Origin of the sequence: Mycobacterium szulgai (assembly GCF_002116635.1) — a bacterium.
Taxonomy (GTDB): domain Bacteria; phylum Actinomycetota; class Actinomycetes; order Mycobacteriales; family Mycobacteriaceae; genus Mycobacterium; species Mycobacterium szulgai.
Map to the genome: position 1 here is coordinate 20,779 of NZ_LQPW01000146.1, position 16,529 is coordinate 37,307.

The 16,529-nt window shown below is 65.9% G+C and carries 13 protein-coding genes; 5 read left to right on the forward strand and 8 right to left on the reverse strand.

Translation table 11 applies throughout. From position 1 onward, the window contains the following. Positions 1–2: 2 nt before the first annotated feature. From eccCa to AWC27_RS21360, 3 genes are all read left to right on the forward strand, one after another. Positions 3–4,088: a type VII secretion protein EccCa gene (gene eccCa, locus AWC27_RS21350; RefSeq protein ID WP_085672321.1), complete on the forward strand. Its 4,086-nt coding sequence runs from the start codon at positions 3–5 to the stop codon at positions 4,086–4,088. Between the two features lie 88 nt (positions 4,089–4,176). Beyond that, on the forward strand, positions 4,177–4,482 hold the full coding sequence (locus tag AWC27_RS21355; RefSeq protein ID WP_245847374.1) for a PE family protein: 306 nt from the start codon (positions 4,177–4,179) through the stop codon (positions 4,480–4,482). 12 nt (positions 4,483–4,494) lie between these two features. Further along, positions 4,495–5,676, forward strand: coding sequence for a PPE domain-containing protein (locus AWC27_RS21360; protein WP_085672322.1), 1,182 nt, complete (start codon positions 4,495–4,497; stop codon positions 5,674–5,676). A 224-nt stretch (positions 5,677–5,900) separates the two neighbouring features. Here AWC27_RS21360 and AWC27_RS21365 read toward each other — a convergent pair whose 3' ends face one another. Together AWC27_RS21365 and AWC27_RS21370 are read right to left on the reverse strand one after the other, a co-directional pair. Next, entirely contained in the window at positions 5,901–6,674 is a 774-nt protein-coding gene (locus AWC27_RS21365; RefSeq protein ID WP_085672323.1) for a TIGR03084 family metal-binding protein, read from the reverse strand. Between the two features lie 12 nt (positions 6,675–6,686). Further along, on the reverse strand, positions 6,687–8,051 hold the full coding sequence (locus AWC27_RS21370) for an MFS transporter (RefSeq protein ID WP_085672324.1): 1,365 nt from the start codon (positions 8,049–8,051) through the stop codon (positions 6,687–6,689). Between the two features lie 18 nt (positions 8,052–8,069). Here AWC27_RS21370 and AWC27_RS21375 point away from each other — a divergent pair, with 18 nt between their 5' ends. Then, the gene (locus AWC27_RS21375) at positions 8,070–8,723 is read left to right on the forward strand and encodes a YqgE/AlgH family protein (protein WP_085672325.1); all 654 of its coding nucleotides are present in this window, start codon (positions 8,070–8,072) and stop codon (positions 8,721–8,723) included. 14 nt (positions 8,724–8,737) lie between these two features. On the opposite strand, the gene AWC27_RS21380 is transcribed toward AWC27_RS21375, so the two are convergent. The 5 genes from AWC27_RS21380 to AWC27_RS21400 form a co-directional block, all read right to left on the reverse strand. After that, complete coding sequence (locus AWC27_RS21380; protein ID WP_085672326.1) at positions 8,738–9,085, reverse strand: hypothetical protein; 348 nt, start codon at positions 9,083–9,085, stop codon at positions 8,738–8,740. Between the two features lie 43 nt (positions 9,086–9,128). Further along, a complete protein-coding gene (locus AWC27_RS21385; RefSeq protein WP_308207109.1) occupies positions 9,129–10,133 on the reverse strand; it encodes a bile acid:sodium symporter family protein in 1,005 nt (334 codons plus the stop codon). An 82-nt stretch (positions 10,134–10,215) separates the two neighbouring features. Further along, positions 10,216–11,202: a bile acid:sodium symporter family protein gene (locus tag AWC27_RS21390; protein WP_085672327.1), complete on the reverse strand. Its 987-nt coding sequence runs from the start codon at positions 11,200–11,202 to the stop codon at positions 10,216–10,218. A gap of 18 nt (positions 11,203–11,220) precedes the next feature. Beyond that, positions 11,221–11,571, reverse strand: a complete 351-nt coding sequence (locus AWC27_RS21395) for a hypothetical protein (protein WP_085672328.1) — start codon at positions 11,569–11,571, stop codon at positions 11,221–11,223. A 60-nt stretch (positions 11,572–11,631) separates the two neighbouring features. Next, positions 11,632–12,732, reverse strand: a complete 1,101-nt coding sequence (locus AWC27_RS21400) for an LpqN/LpqT family lipoprotein (protein WP_085672329.1) — start codon at positions 12,730–12,732, stop codon at positions 11,632–11,634. Positions 12,733–12,931: 199 nt separating this feature from the next. Here AWC27_RS21400 and leuS point away from each other — a divergent pair, with 199 nt between their 5' ends. Beyond that, positions 12,932–15,841, forward strand: coding sequence for a leucine--tRNA ligase (leuS, locus tag AWC27_RS21405; protein WP_085672330.1), 2,910 nt, complete (start codon positions 12,932–12,934; stop codon positions 15,839–15,841). A gap of 3 nt (positions 15,842–15,844) precedes the next feature. Here leuS and AWC27_RS21410 read toward each other — a convergent pair whose 3' ends face one another. After that, complete coding sequence (locus AWC27_RS21410; protein ID WP_085672331.1) at positions 15,845–16,510, reverse strand: SDR family oxidoreductase; 666 nt, start codon at positions 16,508–16,510, stop codon at positions 15,845–15,847. Between the last annotated feature and the right edge of the window lie 19 nt (positions 16,511–16,529).

The window sequence follows — 16,529 nt, forward strand, 5'->3', positions numbered from 1 at the left end:
ACATGTCGAAACGTGGCTTCGTTCGCGGCAAGCGCAAGCTGGCGTCGGACGTTCCGCCGGTGCGCGTGGCGGTCCCTGCGCCGCTGGCATTGCCGGAGCGGGAACCGCGAAACATCATGCTGATGATCGCTCTTCCGGCGCTGCTGATCGGGATCGTCGGCACCCTGGTGGTGATGTACGCATCGGGTATCCGGTCGCTGCAGTCGGGGTTTTTTCCGATGGTCGGCCTGGTCGGTTTCGGGACGTTGATGTTCGGCGGCCGGTTCGGTCGTGGGCGCCGGATCAGTTGGGGCGAACAGGAAAAGCAACGCCGCAGTTATCTGCGCCAGCTCGATGAGGACCGCGACGATGTCCAGCGCGCCGCCCAGGAACAGCGACGCAGCCAGTTGTACGTGCACGGTGATCCGCAGCAGCTTGACACCGTGATCGGGGGCCCGCGAATGTGGGAACGGCGCGCGACGGATTCGGACTTTCTCGACGTCCGCCTCGGCATCGGGGTGCAGCAGGCCAGCGAGTCCGCGGTCACCTTGCAGTGGCCTGACGTTCCGGTCGGTGAAGAGCTCGAACCGGTAACCGGTGGCGCGCTGCGGGATTTCATCATCGAGCAGAGCAAGATTCGCGGGATCGGCAAGGTGCTCAGTCTGCGGTCCAAACCCGGCTTCAGTTTCATCGGCGAGGATCCCGGCGAACTGCATGCCCTGGTCCGTTCGGTCCTGTGTTCGCTCGCGGTGTATCACAGCCCCAACGACGTAAAGCTGATGGTCGTCACCCGCCATCCGGAGCTCTGGTCGTGGCTGGTGTGGTTGCCGCACAACCAGCACGACGAGATGTTCGATGCGTGCGGGCTGCGCCGGCTGGTGTTCGCCTCCCCCACGGAGCTGGAGGACGCGCTCGACGCTGAACTGCACCGCAAGGGCCGCGGCCCGTGGACGCCGCCGGTCGGGGCCAGTCCCACATCGATGCCGTCGCCGATCGAGACGTCCACCGGGCTAGTGCTGGGCCCGCACTGGGTCATCGTCGACGACAACGTGGGTACGCCCGAGCAATGGGAAGGCGTGACTGGACAGAAAGGCATGACCGGTATCACGGTGTTGCGGTTGGCAACTCGCGTCGGCGTTGGCGTCGGGTTCGCTGACGAAACCGAGTGTTTCACGCTGCGCGAAGGCCGATTGATGCATCGCGACACGTTCTACGCGGTGGCCGATATGCTCGCCGACAGCACCGCCAACCGCTACGCGCGGGCGCTGGCCCGCTGGTCGCCGATGAGCGCCGGAGAGTTGTCCGAAACCGACAGCCAGGGCGGGGAATTGCTGCGGGCGCTGGGCATCGCCGATCCTCGGGAGCTCGATGTCGACAGGCTGTGGGGGGAAAGCCGCGGCCGGGGTGATCCGAAATGGGCGATGGTCCCCGTCGGCGTCAGGCAAGGCGGCGAACTCCAGTATATTATTCTGCGCGCCAAGGATTTTGGTGGTTACGGATTCCACTCCGTGGTGATCGGTACGTCTGGTTCCGGTAAATCCGAGTACTTCTTGTCGTTGTGCAGCGGCATCGCGCTGACGCATTCGCCGGAGACCTTCATCGTGATCTTCGTCGACATGAAGTTCGAGTCGGCCGCACAGGATCTGCAGGGTTTCCCGCATGTCGCGGGCTCCCTGTCCAACCTCGGCAAAGACGACCGTCACCTCGCCGAACGGATGCGCAAAGCCATCAACGGCGAGATCGCCAGGCGATATCGGCTTTTCAAGAATGCCGGAGCCCGGGACGCCAACGAATACGAGGAGATGCGGCTGGCCGGGCGCGACCTGGAGCCGGTGCCCATCCTACTGGTGATCATCGATGAGTATCTCGAGTTGTTCATCCACCACCCGGAGTGGATCGATCTGGTGATCCACATCGGGCAGGAGGGTCGCGGCTGCAACGTCTTCTTCACCCTCGGCGGCCAGCGACTGGATTTGTCTTCGCTGAGTAAGGCGAAGAGCAACATCGCTTTTCGGGTGGCGCTGCGGGCCGAGACCGCAGAAGACTCCCGTGATGTCATCGGCAGCGACGCCGCTCTGCATCTGCCGTCGAAGGAGAACGGCTACGGGCTGCTGAAGGTTGGTCCCCGCGATCTGGATCAGTTCCGCTGCTTCTACGTCTCGGCACCGTTCGTCGTGCCGAAGCGGGTGGTCGATGTGAATAAGACTGTGGCCGTGAGCTTTTCCCAGCCGCGCGCCTACACCTGGGCCTACCAGCCGCTGAGTGAGGCTGACAGCGCGGCGTTGGCCACGGCTGACGAACCCGAAGAGCCCGATGAATTCCTCTTCCATTCCGACGGCTTTCGCAAGAAGAAGCTCGTCGACGTCATCCGGGACTCGCTGCTCTCACACCCCGCGCGACCGCCGCACCAAATCTGGCTTCCTCCTTTGGAAGTCAGGGAGCCGATCGACACGTTGGTGGCGCGCTGGCGTGGCAAACAATGGAACGTCGACTACGGCAACAACCCGGGCCTCGTTCTTCCGGTTGGGATCGTAGACATTCCCGAGGAACACACCCAGCGAGTGCACGCGCTTGACGCCGAGATGGACAACATCATGGTGGTTGCCACCGCGCAGCGCGGCAAGTCCACCACGCTGATGACGTTGATGACCGCTGCGGCATTGATGTACCGGCCCGAACGGGTGACGTTCTTTTGTATTGGGGCGTCGTTGTATCCGGTTGAAGGACTGCCGCACGTGGCCTCGGTGGTGAGCCCGACCGACAGCGAGGGAGTGTCCCGAACCATCGCCTCGATCGAGGGATTGATCCTGGCGCGTGAGGCCTCATTCAAGAGGTACCAAATCGACATCTCCGAATTTCGGGAGCGACGGTTCGGTGGCGATGGTGTGGACCGGCCTGCGGGCACCGACCCCGATGACAAGTTCGGCGATGTCTTCCTGGTCATCGACAACTTCAGTGACCTCTACGACAAGGACGCCGCGATGGGCGAGCGGGCCATCGCGATCGCCCGCCAGGGCCTGTCATATGGAGTGCACATCATGACCAGTGCCACCGCCTGGTTGGTGGGCCAGAAGCAGCAACTGGTCAACGTGTCCAACGCCCGGATCCAGCTGAGGTTGAGCAACCCCGACGAAACGCAGATGGGTGAAGGTTTCGAGCGTAAGAAGGCCGCCCGCAACACGCTGGACCGGCCCGGTTTCGGCGTTACCCGGGACGGCTTCGAGCTGCTGGTCGGGGTGCCCGAGATCATCGACGTGGCTGGTGAACGAGTGGCGACGCGTGACGTCGGTCCGCGAATCGCCGGACTGACCGGCGCCGGACGGGTGGAAAGCCTGGCCCGGTTGCCGGGGCGGGTTCCGCTCAGCGAGGTGATGAGCGCGTTCGCGGGCACCGCCGAGGCCGCCGACCCGTTGAACCTACCCTTCGGGATCGGCGAAACCGCGCTGCAACCCGCGGTGCTGCCGACCCGAGTGGCGCCGAACATGTTGATCGTCGGCCGCCAATTGTGCGGTAAGACAACGACTTTGGCTGTTTTCGGCCAGGCGATCGTCAGCCGGTTCACCCCCGAACAGGCCCAGGTCACCATCATCGATCCCAAGACTTCGCTGATCGGCAAGATTCAGGGCGATCACGTGCGGGCCTACGCCTACACCGCCGACGACATCGACACGGTAATCGGAGAATTGGCCCAGATCCTGCGTGATCGCCTTCCTCCTTCGGGCCTGAGCCAGGAAGAGCTGCTCAACCGTAGCAACTGGGAGGGCCCGCACCATTTCATCCTGATTGACGACGAACAAGAGCTGCGACCACATGGTGTGGTCGGCAAGGGTGCGGCTACGGCGCCGCTGTGGGGCCTGATCGAGCGCGGGCGCGAGATCGGTCTGCACGTAATCGCTTCGCGCCTGCCCGGCAACTGGGCGGGCGTGTCGGTAACCAACCCGTTCCTGCAGAAGATGACGGGCTCTCGAGCGCCGACTTTGTTCATGGACAACGACCCCGCGGCGGTCAAGGTGTTCGGTAGGACCAGCGCCCAGCAGCTGCCGCCCGGGCGTGGTCTGCTGGTCACCACAGACGGGGTGATGGAAGGGGTGCTGGTAGGAGACCCGTAAACCTGAATCGACAGCCGGCGGGACCGAATTTAAACTCAGACCGCTCTGCTAGGGCGGGCGATTTGTGCGATTGGATATGGAGGCGAGTATGGGTGGCCTGTTCGGGATGGTTCCGGGCGCCGTTGATATGTCGGCGGCCGCGGAGGCCGGAATCAGCGAGGAGATGGCGGCCACCACAGCTGCCGGCGCAGCCGCGCTCACCGGGGTGATGCCGATGGCGCCTGACGCTGATTCGATGGAGTTTGCGGCCGCGCTCAACGCCGCCGGAGCCGCCTATCTGGCCAGCGCCGGCGAGCACGTCGGGCAGCGGGCAGCGTTCTCAGGTGCACAAGGCCTGGCGTCGGCAACGACTCTGGCCGCCGAGGCGGCTCGCGCAGCGGCCAGCGCGCTTTAGTAGGCGTACTTCATGCCCGATCCACGTTGGACCGGCCCACCCGAACTCGTCGCGACGATCTTCGAGGCCGGCTCCCCCGCCTCGGTGATCGCCAACAACGTCGTATGGGTCGCCGAGACCGCCAATAAGGAACTGTCAGCGGGCCTGTCCACGGTGACCAGCTTGGCCATGGCCACGCAGTGGCAGGGCGTGGGCGCGGTCGCCTCGATGGTGACCGCTACGGGACTCAACGCCGGTCTGCAGACGCTGGTGGGGTGGACCGCGGAAAAGATCGGTATCACCCAAGCGGCCGTGGAGGCCTTCACCATAGCGAGGTCTTCGGTGATCCCGTCGGTGGTCTCGACGACAAACCGCGCCGAAACGGCGGTGTTGAATGCCACCAACTTCCTCGGCATCAATACCCCGGCAATCGCCGAGCGTGAGGGTGAGTACTTCGGCGAGCATTGGCCGCACAACTCGAGTATCGGCTGGGCCTATTCGGGAGCGCTGAGCGCCCTGATCGCGGCGTTGACGGTCCCGCCCCCGGTTGCGCCGATGGGCGCGTCGCCGGCCGCCCCGGCGGCTGCGGCCGAAACGGTGGCCCAATCGGCGGCACAGTCCGGCATGAACAACGCCGTGCAAGCCACGGGTCAAGCCGCGCAGACCGCAGGGCAGACGGCATCCTCTCCCGCCGATGCGACGGGGCAGCTCAGTTCCTTGATGCAGCAACCCATGCAGATGCTGTCGAGTGCCACCGAGCCGCTGAAACAGTTAGCCCAAATGCCGATGCAAGCGATGCAGGGCTTCAGCAGTCTGCCGCAGAGCATGATGCAGGCGATGGGCGGAATGTTTCCGACGGGCAGCGGGGCTTCGGGTGCCGCGACCGCCGTCGCGGAACCGGTCGCCGCTGTCGGCGGTACCGCAGGCGGCGCTGCAGGCGGTGGCGGGGGCGGCGCCTTCCCGGGCGCTGGACTGACCAGCTATACGCGGCCCACCAGCAGCTTCGAACCGGGTGGCCGGCCGACCAGCCTGCGAGCCGGTGTGCTCAATGCCGCCGAGGTCCGGGGTCCCACTGCCTCGGCCGGGATGGGTGGTTCTGCAATGCCGATGTCGCCGGCGGGCATGCTGGGCCGCGCCAACGGCGCAGCTGGCGACAAAGAGCCCGTGACACGCGCGCGTGTGGTGGTCGAGGGCGACCCGATCGACTCGCGGTAGTCCGTCGTCACATTAGCCCCAACCGGCACGTGTGCCTCTTACCTGTTCGGATGCCTGTTTGCCCGCCTCCGAGCGACACGAAAAGCTGTCGCTCAGAGGCGGGCAAAAGACTGGCCACTCCAGCTCGGGGCCACTGTGGCGGATGTGACAAGCCCACTCAGCGCGCGCTCATCGCCCGACGTGTGAGCTGAATGGCGCCGGCTCTCTTCGCGCGCTGCGCGCGCTCATCGCCCGACGCCGGGCGGGCCCGCGAAGGCCTGCGCTATCGACAACCACTTCTGCGCGTCTTCCCCTACCGCCGTCAGGTCAAGGGCGCGCAGCGCCCGCCGCTGAGTGACCAGATAGCAGAACGCTTCCGCCGTGCCGGTGACCCGCTGGACCGCATCCGAGGGTCCCCACGACCAGGTGTCGCCGCCGGGGCTCCGCAGTTCGACCAGGAACGGCTCGGCCGGCGGTGTCAGATTGTTCACCAAAAACGCGTAATCACGGGTCCGCACGCCGAGGTGGGCGATCGAGCGCAGCCGGTCGGTCGCGGGCCGGGTGACGCCGAGCGCGTCGGCGACATCCAGACCATGTGCCCAGGTCTCCATCAACCGCGCAGTTGCCATCGACGCCGCGCTCATCGGCGGCCCGAACCACGGCAACTTGCGGCCGTCGGCAACCGTCAGCAACTCCGAATGCAGCCGCCCGCGGGTATCCCGCCAATCGTCGAGCAACTCTGCCGGCGGCCGTGCCGCCAGCTCCTCGGCGCCCGCATCGACGAATCCGCTGGGGTCGGCGGCAGCCGCGGACAGCAGCTCGGCGAATCCGGCCTCGTCGGTGACTGCGGTGAGCGCGACACGGTCGGTCCACAACAGATGACCGATTTGGTGGGCGATGGTCCAGCCCGGCGCCGGCGTCGACAAAGCCCAGCGATCCGCGGGAAGCGGCGCCACTAACGCGTCGAGGTCGTCGCTTTCGGCTCGCAGATCGGCGACGATCGGACCGGGACCGGCCATGAAGGAACCTCCTTAACGCTTGTTCGCGGGTTGACCGCGGCGACCGACGAAGCTGTGCACGACGAGCCCGAACAAGTAGAGCACTGACCCGAACAACACAAATGCAGGCGCGTGCCCATCGGCGGGTATCAACATCGCAGCAACGGTGACCGACGCGATGTAGGACACCCAGAACAGCGCGTCCTGCACCGCGAACACGTGGCCGCGCAACGCATCATCGACGTCGATCTGCATCGCCGAATCGGCGCACAGCTTGACCACTTGACCGGCGACACCCAGCATGAAGCCGCATACCGCCATGACGGCTACCTGTAGCCCGGCGCCCGCGGTCTGGATGACGGCGGCCGCCACCAGCGCACCGTTGGCCGTGGCATAGCGTCCCCACCGCCGGATCAACGACGGCGTCAGCACATTGGCCAGGAAAGCGCCCAGACCGGTAGCCGCGAAGAACACCAGGGCGGTACCCAACCCTTTGACGTCCGGGTCGGTCATGTGGTGCACCAGCAGCAAGACGATCAGCGAGTTGATGCCGACCACCATCCGGTGTGCGGCCAATCCCGACAGCGCGGCGGCGACGGTCGGAAGCTGGGCGACCGTGCGTACGCCGTGGAGCCAACCGGTAACCACCGCGTACACGGCCGATCCGTGAATCGCCCGCTTGGTGTCGTCCGGGCCGAGCGCCCGGGGTGCGAACCGCAGCGCCAGCAGCAGTGAGAGCGCAACCGGAACGGCGGAGGTGAAAATGACCGCCGCAGCACCCCGGTCGCCGCCGCCGGCAAGCCAGCGCGGCAGCAGCATGAAGTTGGCGCCCAGAAAGGCCGCGACGGCACCCGAGGCGGTGGCGACCGAGTTCATCGTGACCACCTTTTCGCGCGGCACCACGTGGGGCAACGCCGCGGACAGACCGGAGGCAACGAAGCGGGATAAACCGTTGGCCAACAATGCAACACACAGCAGCAGCAGATCACCGGCGCGCATCGCCAATATCGTGCCGATCGCGGCGATGAAACCCAGCCGGCCTATGTTGGCGCCTACCAGCACCAGCCGCCGATCCCAGCGATCCATCAAGGCGCCGGCGAACGGCCCCAGCAATGAATACGGCAGAAACAAAACTGCGAAGGCCCGCGCGATCGCCATCGGATCCGCGGCCCGGTCCGGGTTGAAAAGCAGCGCCCCGGCCAAACCCGCCTGGAAGAGGCCGTCGCCGAACTGACTCGCGATACGTACCTGCAGTAGTCGCCAGAAGTCGGGCATGCTGCGCACCGACCGCCAGAGTCTGACGGGTGCCCTGGCGTGCACCGGGGTTTGAACCACAGAACCCACTTCCAAAATCGGGGCAGGCAAGGCGCGCTGCGCTCTACGCCGCCACGTCAACATTACAAATATGTATGGGCCATGCTCGTTTGTCCCGGGCGCAGTTGCAGTGAGTGCGATGATGTTCGGGTGGCGCCACACGAGGATTCCGACGACTATGTGGTGCCCGCCGCGCAACGTGTGCGAGCGGGGACCTTGCTGTTAGCCAACACCGATCTGCTGGAACCGACGTTTCGGCGCAGCGTGATCTATATCGTCGAGCACAACGACGGCGGCACCCTGGGTGTGGTGCTCAACCGGCCCAGCGAGACCGCTGTGTACAACGTGTTGCCGCAGTGGGCCAAACTCTCGGCCAAGCCCAAAACAATGTTCATCGGAGGCCCGGTGAAACGTGATGCGGCGCTGTGCCTTGCGGTGTTGCGGGTGGGCGCGGATCCGGAGGGCGTGCTGGGCCTGCGCCATGTTGCCGGCCGGATGGTGATGGTCGATCTGGACGCCGAACCCGACATTATCGCGCCGTTGGTGGAAGGTGTGCGGATCTTCGCCGGGTATTCCGGCTGGACCATCGGTCAGCTTGAAGGCGAAATCGAGCGTGACGATTGGATTGTGCTGTCGGCGTTGCCCTCTGACGTGTTGGTCGGGCCGCGCGAAGACCTGTGGGGACAGGTGTTGCGCCGCCAGCCGTTGCCGCTTTCCATGCTGGCCACCCACCCGATCGACGTCAGCCGGAATTAGGCAGCGCTAGCAACTTACTTGCAGGACAAGGTGCATCCGGCGCAGCTGCCGCCGCAGTCGGCCGTCACAGAAGGGGCAGTCTGACGCAGCGCGTATCGCGCGCTCTGCCACGAGCCCGTGGCCAGCGTGCCGAGCGCGCCGGCCACGCAGACGATCAGCACCACCAGAGCGAGGTGTCCAGACGCGCCCAGCGCAACCACTCCCCCGACCGTCAGCATCACCGCCGCGGCAACTTGAGTGGGCGCCATTGCGCGCAGCGCCAACTGGTTGGTGTCGCCGCTGGGCTTGCGCACCAATGACCAGACGCCGAAAATGCCCGACGCCACCGCCACGCCAAGGCACACGACGCCGGCGATAAGCATGCGCCCACAATACGAGCCCATCGGCATATTCGGGACGTCGGCGTCAGACGTTGGCCTCGTCGGACGCGGTCTCAGCAGAAGCAGCCTCGCGCCCCAACTTGGTGGCAATCAATGAACAGACCAGCAATTGGATCTGGTGAAACAGCATCACCGGCAACATGACCAGCCCGACCGTCGCGGCGTCGAAAAACACCCACGCGATCGGAAGCCCTGAGGCCAGGCTCTTCATCGAACCGCAGAACAGCAGCGCGATCGAGTCGCCACGGTCGAGCCGTACCAGCCGGCCCAGCACGGTGGTGCAGGTCAGCACCAGCCCCAGTAGCACTGCGGCCACGACGGCCACCGAGACCAACTGCCAGGGGTCGACCCGGGCCCAGATTCGCTCGGCCATACCCATCGAATAGGCCGCATAGACCACCAGCAGAATGAACCCGCGTTCCAGAATTTTGATCATCGCCGCACGCCGGGCCACGACCGGTGCAAGCAGGGACTGCACCAGCTGTCCCAGCCCGAATGGCACCAACAGTTGCAACACGATTTCGACGATCGCGCCGCCATTGATGTGAAACCCAGCGCCGGTATTCATCAGCAACACGGCCAACAGTGGCGTCAGAACCAGGCCGAGAAGATTGGACAACGAAGCACCGACGATAGCGGCCGAAACATGGCCGCGCGCTATCGAGGTGAACGCGACGGCGGACTGCATGGTCGACGGCACCAGACACAAGAACAGCAGACCCTCATACAGCTCGGGGGTCAGCACCGACGGTACGAGCACCCGAGCCGCCAGCCCCAGCACCGGAAAAATGACAAATGTGGTACCCAGCACCAACAGATGCAGCCGCCATTGACGTACGCCCTGCCAGGTCTGCTGCGGCGACAATCGCAGGCCGTAGAGGAAGAACAGCATCGCGATGGCGGCCCTGGCGATCACCGACATGACCGCTGCGGCGGAACCGCGCGCCGGCAGCAGCGCGGCAAGGGCCAGCGCCGCGCCCACCGCCAGCAGAAACGCATCGATCGGGCTCTTGTTCAGCCACTTCAGCACACACGGACCCCGCGGTATCTGGTGATCCTCGGCATGAACATGCGCAAACAATACCGGCGCATCCGAATCGTCGGCTCCGGCGTCAGACCCCGGCTTCCTCGGGCGCCGCGCGCGCCAATCTGCCGGCGATCACCGAGCACACCACCAGTTGGATCTGGTGAAAGAGCATCAGCGGCAACATGATCAGCCCCACCGTGGCCGCGTCGAAAATCACCCACGCGATCGGAAGACCGGCTGCCAGGCTCTTCTTCGAACCGCAGAAGAGCAGCACGATCGCGTCACCGCGGTCGAGGCGGGCCAGCCGGCCCATAGCCGTGGTGCCGGCCAGCACCACCGCCAGCAGCGCGGCGGCGACAAGGGCGATCCAGACCAATCGCCATGGATCGACTCTGGACCAGATTCGGTCGGCCATACCCATCGAGAAGGCGGTGTAGACCACCAGCAGAACAGACCCGCGATCGAAGACTTTGACCAGCGCCGCTCGCCGGGCCACCACTGGAGCGAGCCAGGGCCGCAGCAGCTGGCCGAGACCGAATGGCAGCAGCAGCTGCAGCACTATTTCGGCGATCGTGCCGCTGTTGACGCGGAACCCGGCACCGGTGTCCATCAGCAGGACTACCAGCAGCGGAGTGAGAACCATGCCGAGGATGCTGGACAACGACGCGCTGACGATCGCGGCCGAAACGTGGCCGCGCGCCATCGAGGTGAACGCGACCGAGGACTGCATGGTCGAGGGCACCAGACACAAGAAGAGCACCCCGTTGTACAAGTCAGGGGTGAGCACCGCAGGTACCAGCACCTCAGCGGCCAGCCCGAGCATCGGGAAGACGACGAAAGTGCTCGTCAGAACCAACACGTGCAGCCGCCACTGGCGCATCCCGTGCCAGGCCTGCTGCGGCGACAGCCGAACGCCGTATAGGAAAAACAGCGATGCGATGGCTATCCGGGCAATCACCGACATGAGCTCTGCTGTGCTGCCACGCGCCGGCAGCAGCGCGGCGACGGCCAGCGTTGCGGCCAAGGCCAACAGAAAGCTATCGAGGGGGATCGCTTTCAGCCGCTGCCACACGACGCCTGGACCTGCAGATTAGTGACAGGACAGGGTGCAGCTCGTGCAGCTGCCGCCACATTCGGCTCCTCCGGAGCCGGTCGCCGCACGGCGCAGCACGTATCGCGCGCTTTGCCAGGAGCCGGTGGCCAGCGTGCCTAGCGCGCCGGCGACACAGACGATCACCACCACCACGGCGGCGTGCGGGGAGGTGGCCAGTGCCACCACTCCCCCGGCCGCCAGCATGATCGCGGCGGCGAGTTGGGTGGGCGCTACGGCGCGCAGCGCCAGCTGGGTGCTATCGGCGGCCGGTTGGTGGGCCAATGACCAGACACCGAACGCGGCTGAGGCCACCGCCGCACACATGCACAGCACGCCGGCGATAAACATGCGCTCACAATACGAGCTCACCGGCGAACGCGCTTGCCGGGCTGGCTGCGCGAGTTGCGGTCAGCGCCCAGGCACCGGTGTCACGGTCAGCAGGGGTGGCTGACCGGGCGTCACCATCGTCTGCGGCGGCTGGGCGGCCGCCATGCTCGGCGTGAGAGGACTGAGGCCGGGCGCGGGCTGCTGCCCGGGAACGGCGAGAGGCGCGGGTCGGCTCGGTGCCACCGGCGCCTGAACCGGTGCCGTCGGTGCCACCCGAGCGGGTGCCTGAGCGGGCGCCGGGCTGGGCGCTTGGGCGGGTGTGGTGGACCCGGGAGGCGCCACCCGGAACCCGTTGATGATGGCGTTGGTGGCTGGCGCGTCGGCCACGGCCTGGGACGCCGCTGTGGTCACCTTCAACGACAGCAGGTATCGATCGGGTCCGGAGCTGGCGATCACGTGGCGCCGCGAGGTGTTGAGCGTCATGTCGTTTTCGCGGTAAGTCCCCTCAATGACCGACGACGGGAAGCTGCCCAGATTGGTCATCGATGCGTTCGTCGTCCGCCAGGCGAGGAGCTGCTGACTGTCGACATAGCCGTGGGTGATGGCTTCGGCCGGATCGAAATCACCGACCAGCTTGTATACCACCAATTGCGCGTTCGAGGTGTAGATGCTGTTGCCGCCGACGCGGTCGGCGAACACCGCGAACGCGTCGGGCACGTTCGGGTCGGGCACGTGGGTCCAGCGCGGCGGCATCGGCATGGTGATGTCGAGCGCCTTGAACCCTTGCGGCCGCTGCGCCTCGAGCTTGACACCCTTGGCATTGAAGTAGTCGCGCAGTGTTCCGGTGACGGCCGCAGTCTGGGCCGGCGGCACTGGGGCTACGGCGGCGGGTGTCATTCCGGGGGCGGCAGGTGGTAGCGGCGACGCGACCGCGGCCGGTGCCTGTGCGGGGACGGGCGCCTGGGCCGGCGCGGGGGCGAATCTGTTGCTGTTGACGCCGCCGGGCAGTGTCAGGTTCTGGATGGGCGGGGCGGCTGCTGGTGCTTGACTGGGCGCGGGGACCGGCGGCATGGGGAATGCCGGATCTGCCGATGCCCGACCGCCCGCAATGAGCATCACGCCGAGAAAACCGGCGGCCATACCTCCTGCGAATACCCGCCAGTTACGCGCGACGTGAGTCATGGTTCGTCGGTCCCTCCGAGTAACTCGGGCGCCAGTGCCCGTCCATCGAGGCTGAATGTAACCAGTGCTCAACGGCGGCGACCAGGCTTGAAATACAGCTGGGATGAACCTCTGATCGGGGTGCAATGCAACCGAGATCAACCCGTGGCCAGCGGATAGGCGCCGGGCGCGCCGGGGCCGCCCTTATACCCTGTTGGGCGTGACCGAATCGCCGACCGCAGCACCTGGCAGTACGCCCGGTGTCAACGACGCGGACTCCGACGCGCCGCGGTACCGCTACACAGCTGAGTTGGCGGCGACGCTGGAACGAACCTGGCAAGAGAATTGGGCCCGGTCGGGGACGTTCAACGTGCCCAACCCGGTCGGCTCACTGGCTCCCGCCGACGGCGCTGTGCCACAGGACAAGCTCTTCGTCCAGGACATGTTCCCCTACCCGTCGGGCGAAGGATTGCACGTCGGTCACCCACTGGGCTACATCGCCACCGACGTCTATGCGCGCTACTTCCGGATGATCGGCCGGAACGTGTTGCACGCATTGGGCTTCGATTCCTTCGGGCTGCCCGCCGAGCAGTACGCGGTGCAGACCGGCACCCACCCGCGGACCCGGACCGAGGCGAACGTGGTGAACTTCCGCCGGCAGCTGGGCCGGCTGGGGCTGGGCCATGACAGTCGCCGCAGCTTCTCCACCACCGACGTCGAGTTCTACAAGTGGACGCAGTGGATCTTCCTGCAGATCTACCACGCCTGGTTCGACACGACGGCCAATAAGGCGCGCCCGATCTCGGAGCTGGTCAACGAATTCGATTCTGGTGCAAGGACTCTCGATGACGGCCGGGACTGGGCGGTGCTGTCGGCGGGGGAGCGGGCCGACGTGATCGACGGCTTCCGGCTCGTCTACCGGGCCGACTCGCTGGTGAACTGGTGTCCGGGACTGGGCACCGTGCTGGCCAACGAGGAGGTCACTGCGGACGGCCGCAGTGACCGCGGCAATTTTCCGGTGTTCCGGAAACGGTTGCGGCAGTGGATGATGCGGATCACCGCGTACTCCGACCGGTTGCTCGACGACCTCGATGTGCTGGACTGGCCGGAAAAGGTCAAGACCATGCAGCGCAACTGGATCGGTCGCTCGACCGGAGCCTCGGCGCTGTTCTCGGCCGCCACCACCGGCGGCTCGGCAGCCGAGATCGAGGTATTCACCACCCGCCCGGACACCTTGTTCGGCGCCACCTATCTGGTGCTGGCGCCCGAGCATGAGCTGGTTGACGAGCTCGTCGCCGCGACCTGGCCGGACGGGGTGAACCCGTCATGGACCTACGACAGTGCCACGCCCGGCGAGGCCGTCGCCGCCTACCGTCGCGCGATCGCGGCCAAATCCGACTTGGAGCGCCAGGAGAGCCGGGAGAAGACCGGTGTCTTCTTGGGCGGCTACGCAACCAATCCCGCCAACGGTGAACAGGTGCCCATCTTCATCGCCGACTACGTGCTGATCGGGTACGGCACCGGCGCGATCATGGCCGTGCCGGGACACGACCAACGCGACTGGGACTTCGCCCGCGCCCTCGGTCTGCCGATCGTCGAAGTCATTGCCGGCGGCGATATTTCGGAGGCCGCCTATGCCGGCGACGGAGTGCTGGTCAACTCCGGCTACCTCAACGGCATGAACGTGACCGACGCCAAACAGGCCATCACGCAACGGCTGGAATCCGACGGCCGCGGTCGCGCGCGTATCGAATTCAAGCTGCGGGACTGGCTTTTCGCGCGGCAACGGTACTGGGGAGAGCCGTTCCCGATTGTCTATGACAGTGAGGGCCGCGCGCACGCCCTCGACGAGGCAGCGCTGCCCGTCGAACTTCCCGACGTGCCCGACTATTCGCCGGTGCTTTTCGATCCCGACGATGCTGACAGCGAACCGTCGCCGCCGTTGGCCAAGGCGACGCAATGGGTGCATGTCGAACTCGACCTCGGCGACGGCCTGAAGCCCTACACCCGCGACACCAACGTGATGCCGCAGTGGGCGGCCAGCTCCTGGTACGAACTGCGCTACACCGACCCGCATAACTCAGAGCGGTTCTGCGCCAGGGAAAACGAGGCCTACTGGATGGGTCCACGTCCGGCTGAACACGGTCCTGACGACCCCGGCGGCGTCGACCTGTATGTCGGCGGTGCCGAACATGCCGTGCTGCACCTGTTGTATTCCAGGTTCTGGCACAAGGTTTTATACGATCTCGGTCACGTCAGCTCACGCGAGCCGTTCCGCAGACTGGTCAACCAGGGCTACATTCAGGCGTTCGCCTACACCGATGCCCGCGGATCATATGTGCCCGCCGAGCAGGTCGTCGAGCGCGATGGCCGGTTCTTCCTGCTTGGGCCGGAAGGGTCCGACGGCCCCGAGACGGAGGTGTTTCAGGAATTCGGCAAAATCGGTAAGAGCCTGAAGAATTCGATATCGCCCGACGATATCTGCGACGACTACGGCGCCGATACGTTGCGCGTCTACGAGATGTCGATGGGGCCGCTGGAAGCATCCCGGCCATGGGCCACCAAGGATGTCGTCGGTGCCTACCGTTTCCTGCAGCGAGTCTGGCGGCTGGTGGTCGACGAGGAGACCGGCGAGACCCGGGTGGTCGACGCCGAGCTGGACACCGACACCTTGCGCGCTCTGCACCGCACCATCGCCGGAGTCTCCGAAGACTATGCGGCACTGCGCAATAACACCGCGGCCGCCAAGCTGATCGAGTACACCAACCACCTCACCAAGCGACACCGTGACGCAGTACCGCGGGCGGCGGTCGAGCCGCTGGTGCTGATGCTGGCGCCGTTGGCCCCGCATCTGGGTGAGGAGATGTGGCTGCGGCTGGGCAACACCACCTCGCTGGCGCACGGTCCCTTCCCGCAGGCCGATCCGGCCTATCTAGTCGACGACACCGTCGAATACCCGGTACAGGTCAACGGCAAGGTGCGTGGCCGCGTGGTGGTGGCCGCCGACGCCGACAACGACACGGTGCAGGCCGCTGCCCTGGATGACGAAAAGGTGCGGGCGTTTCTGGCCGGCGCAACTCCGCGCAAGGTGATCGTGGTCCCCGGCCGACTGGTCAACCTCGTCATCTAGGCATCAGCGCGGCCGGATCACGACCTCGTGCATGTGGCCGTCGGGCGGCGTCGCCACCACATTGGCGACCACCTGGCCCACCGTTTCCGGCCGGATGAACTTCGCCGGGTCATACTCGCCGCCTTCGTATGCGACGAGTTCGCGCTGCATGTCGGTATCGACGCGACCGGGATGGATCGACGTCACCCGCAGCGCCGGCTCGTCCTGCCGCAGCGAATCGGCAATGGCGCGCAAGGCGAACTTGCTGGCCGAATAGGAGGCCATACCCGGTGAAACATTGCGCCCGGAACCGGAGTTGATGAACAGCACCTGACCACCGGCCTGCCGCAGCGCAGGCAGCAGTGCCAAAGTGAGCGCCACCACGCCAAAAACGTTGACGCTGAACGTAGCTCGCCACTCGTCGACATGTGATTCCGCGAACCGGCCCGGGATGGACACCCCCGCGTTGTGTACCAGCACATCCAATTCGTCGATGACTTCGCAGCTGGCTTCGATCGAATCGGTGTCGGTGAGGTCCAACAGAAAGGTGGTGGCGCCGAGCCGATTCGCGACGGCGTCGAGCCGCGCCGATGGCCGGCCGGCCAGCAGCAGGGTATGGGTGGGCGCCAACGCCGTGGCGATGGCCGCGCCGATGCCGCCGCCGGCGCCGGTGATCAGTGCAGTGGGCATGACTTGACCGGTTACCAAT

Coding starts and splice junctions, on each gene's coding strand:
- AWC27_RS21370 (WP_085672324.1), bottom strand. CDS start 8,051: ATGTTGACGTGGCGGCGTAGAGCGCAGCGCGCCTTGCCTGCCCCGATT.
- AWC27_RS21395 (WP_085672328.1), bottom strand. CDS start 11,571: ATGTTTATCGCCGGCGTGCTGTGCATGTGTGCGGCGGTGGCCTCAGCC.
- AWC27_RS21360 (WP_085672322.1), top strand. CDS start 4,495: ATGCCCGATCCACGTTGGACCGGCCCACCCGAACTCGTCGCGACGATC.
- AWC27_RS21365 (WP_085672323.1), bottom strand. CDS start 6,674: ATGGCCGGTCCCGGTCCGATCGTCGCCGATCTGCGAGCCGAAAGCGAC.
- AWC27_RS21355 (WP_245847374.1), top strand. CDS start 4,177: ATGGGTGGCCTGTTCGGGATGGTTCCGGGCGCCGTTGATATGTCGGCG.
- AWC27_RS21400 (WP_085672329.1), bottom strand. CDS start 12,732: ATGACTCACGTCGCGCGTAACTGGCGGGTATTCGCAGGAGGTATGGCC.
- eccCa (WP_085672321.1), top strand. CDS start 3: ATGTCGAAACGTGGCTTCGTTCGCGGCAAGCGCAAGCTGGCGTCGGAC.
- AWC27_RS21375 (WP_085672325.1), top strand. CDS start 8,070: ATGCTCGTTTGTCCCGGGCGCAGTTGCAGTGAGTGCGATGATGTTCGG.
- AWC27_RS21380 (WP_085672326.1), bottom strand. CDS start 9,085: ATGCTTATCGCCGGCGTCGTGTGCCTTGGCGTGGCGGTGGCGTCGGGC.
- AWC27_RS21410 (WP_085672331.1), bottom strand. CDS start 16,510: ATGCCCACTGCACTGATCACCGGCGCCGGCGGCGGCATCGGCGCGGCC.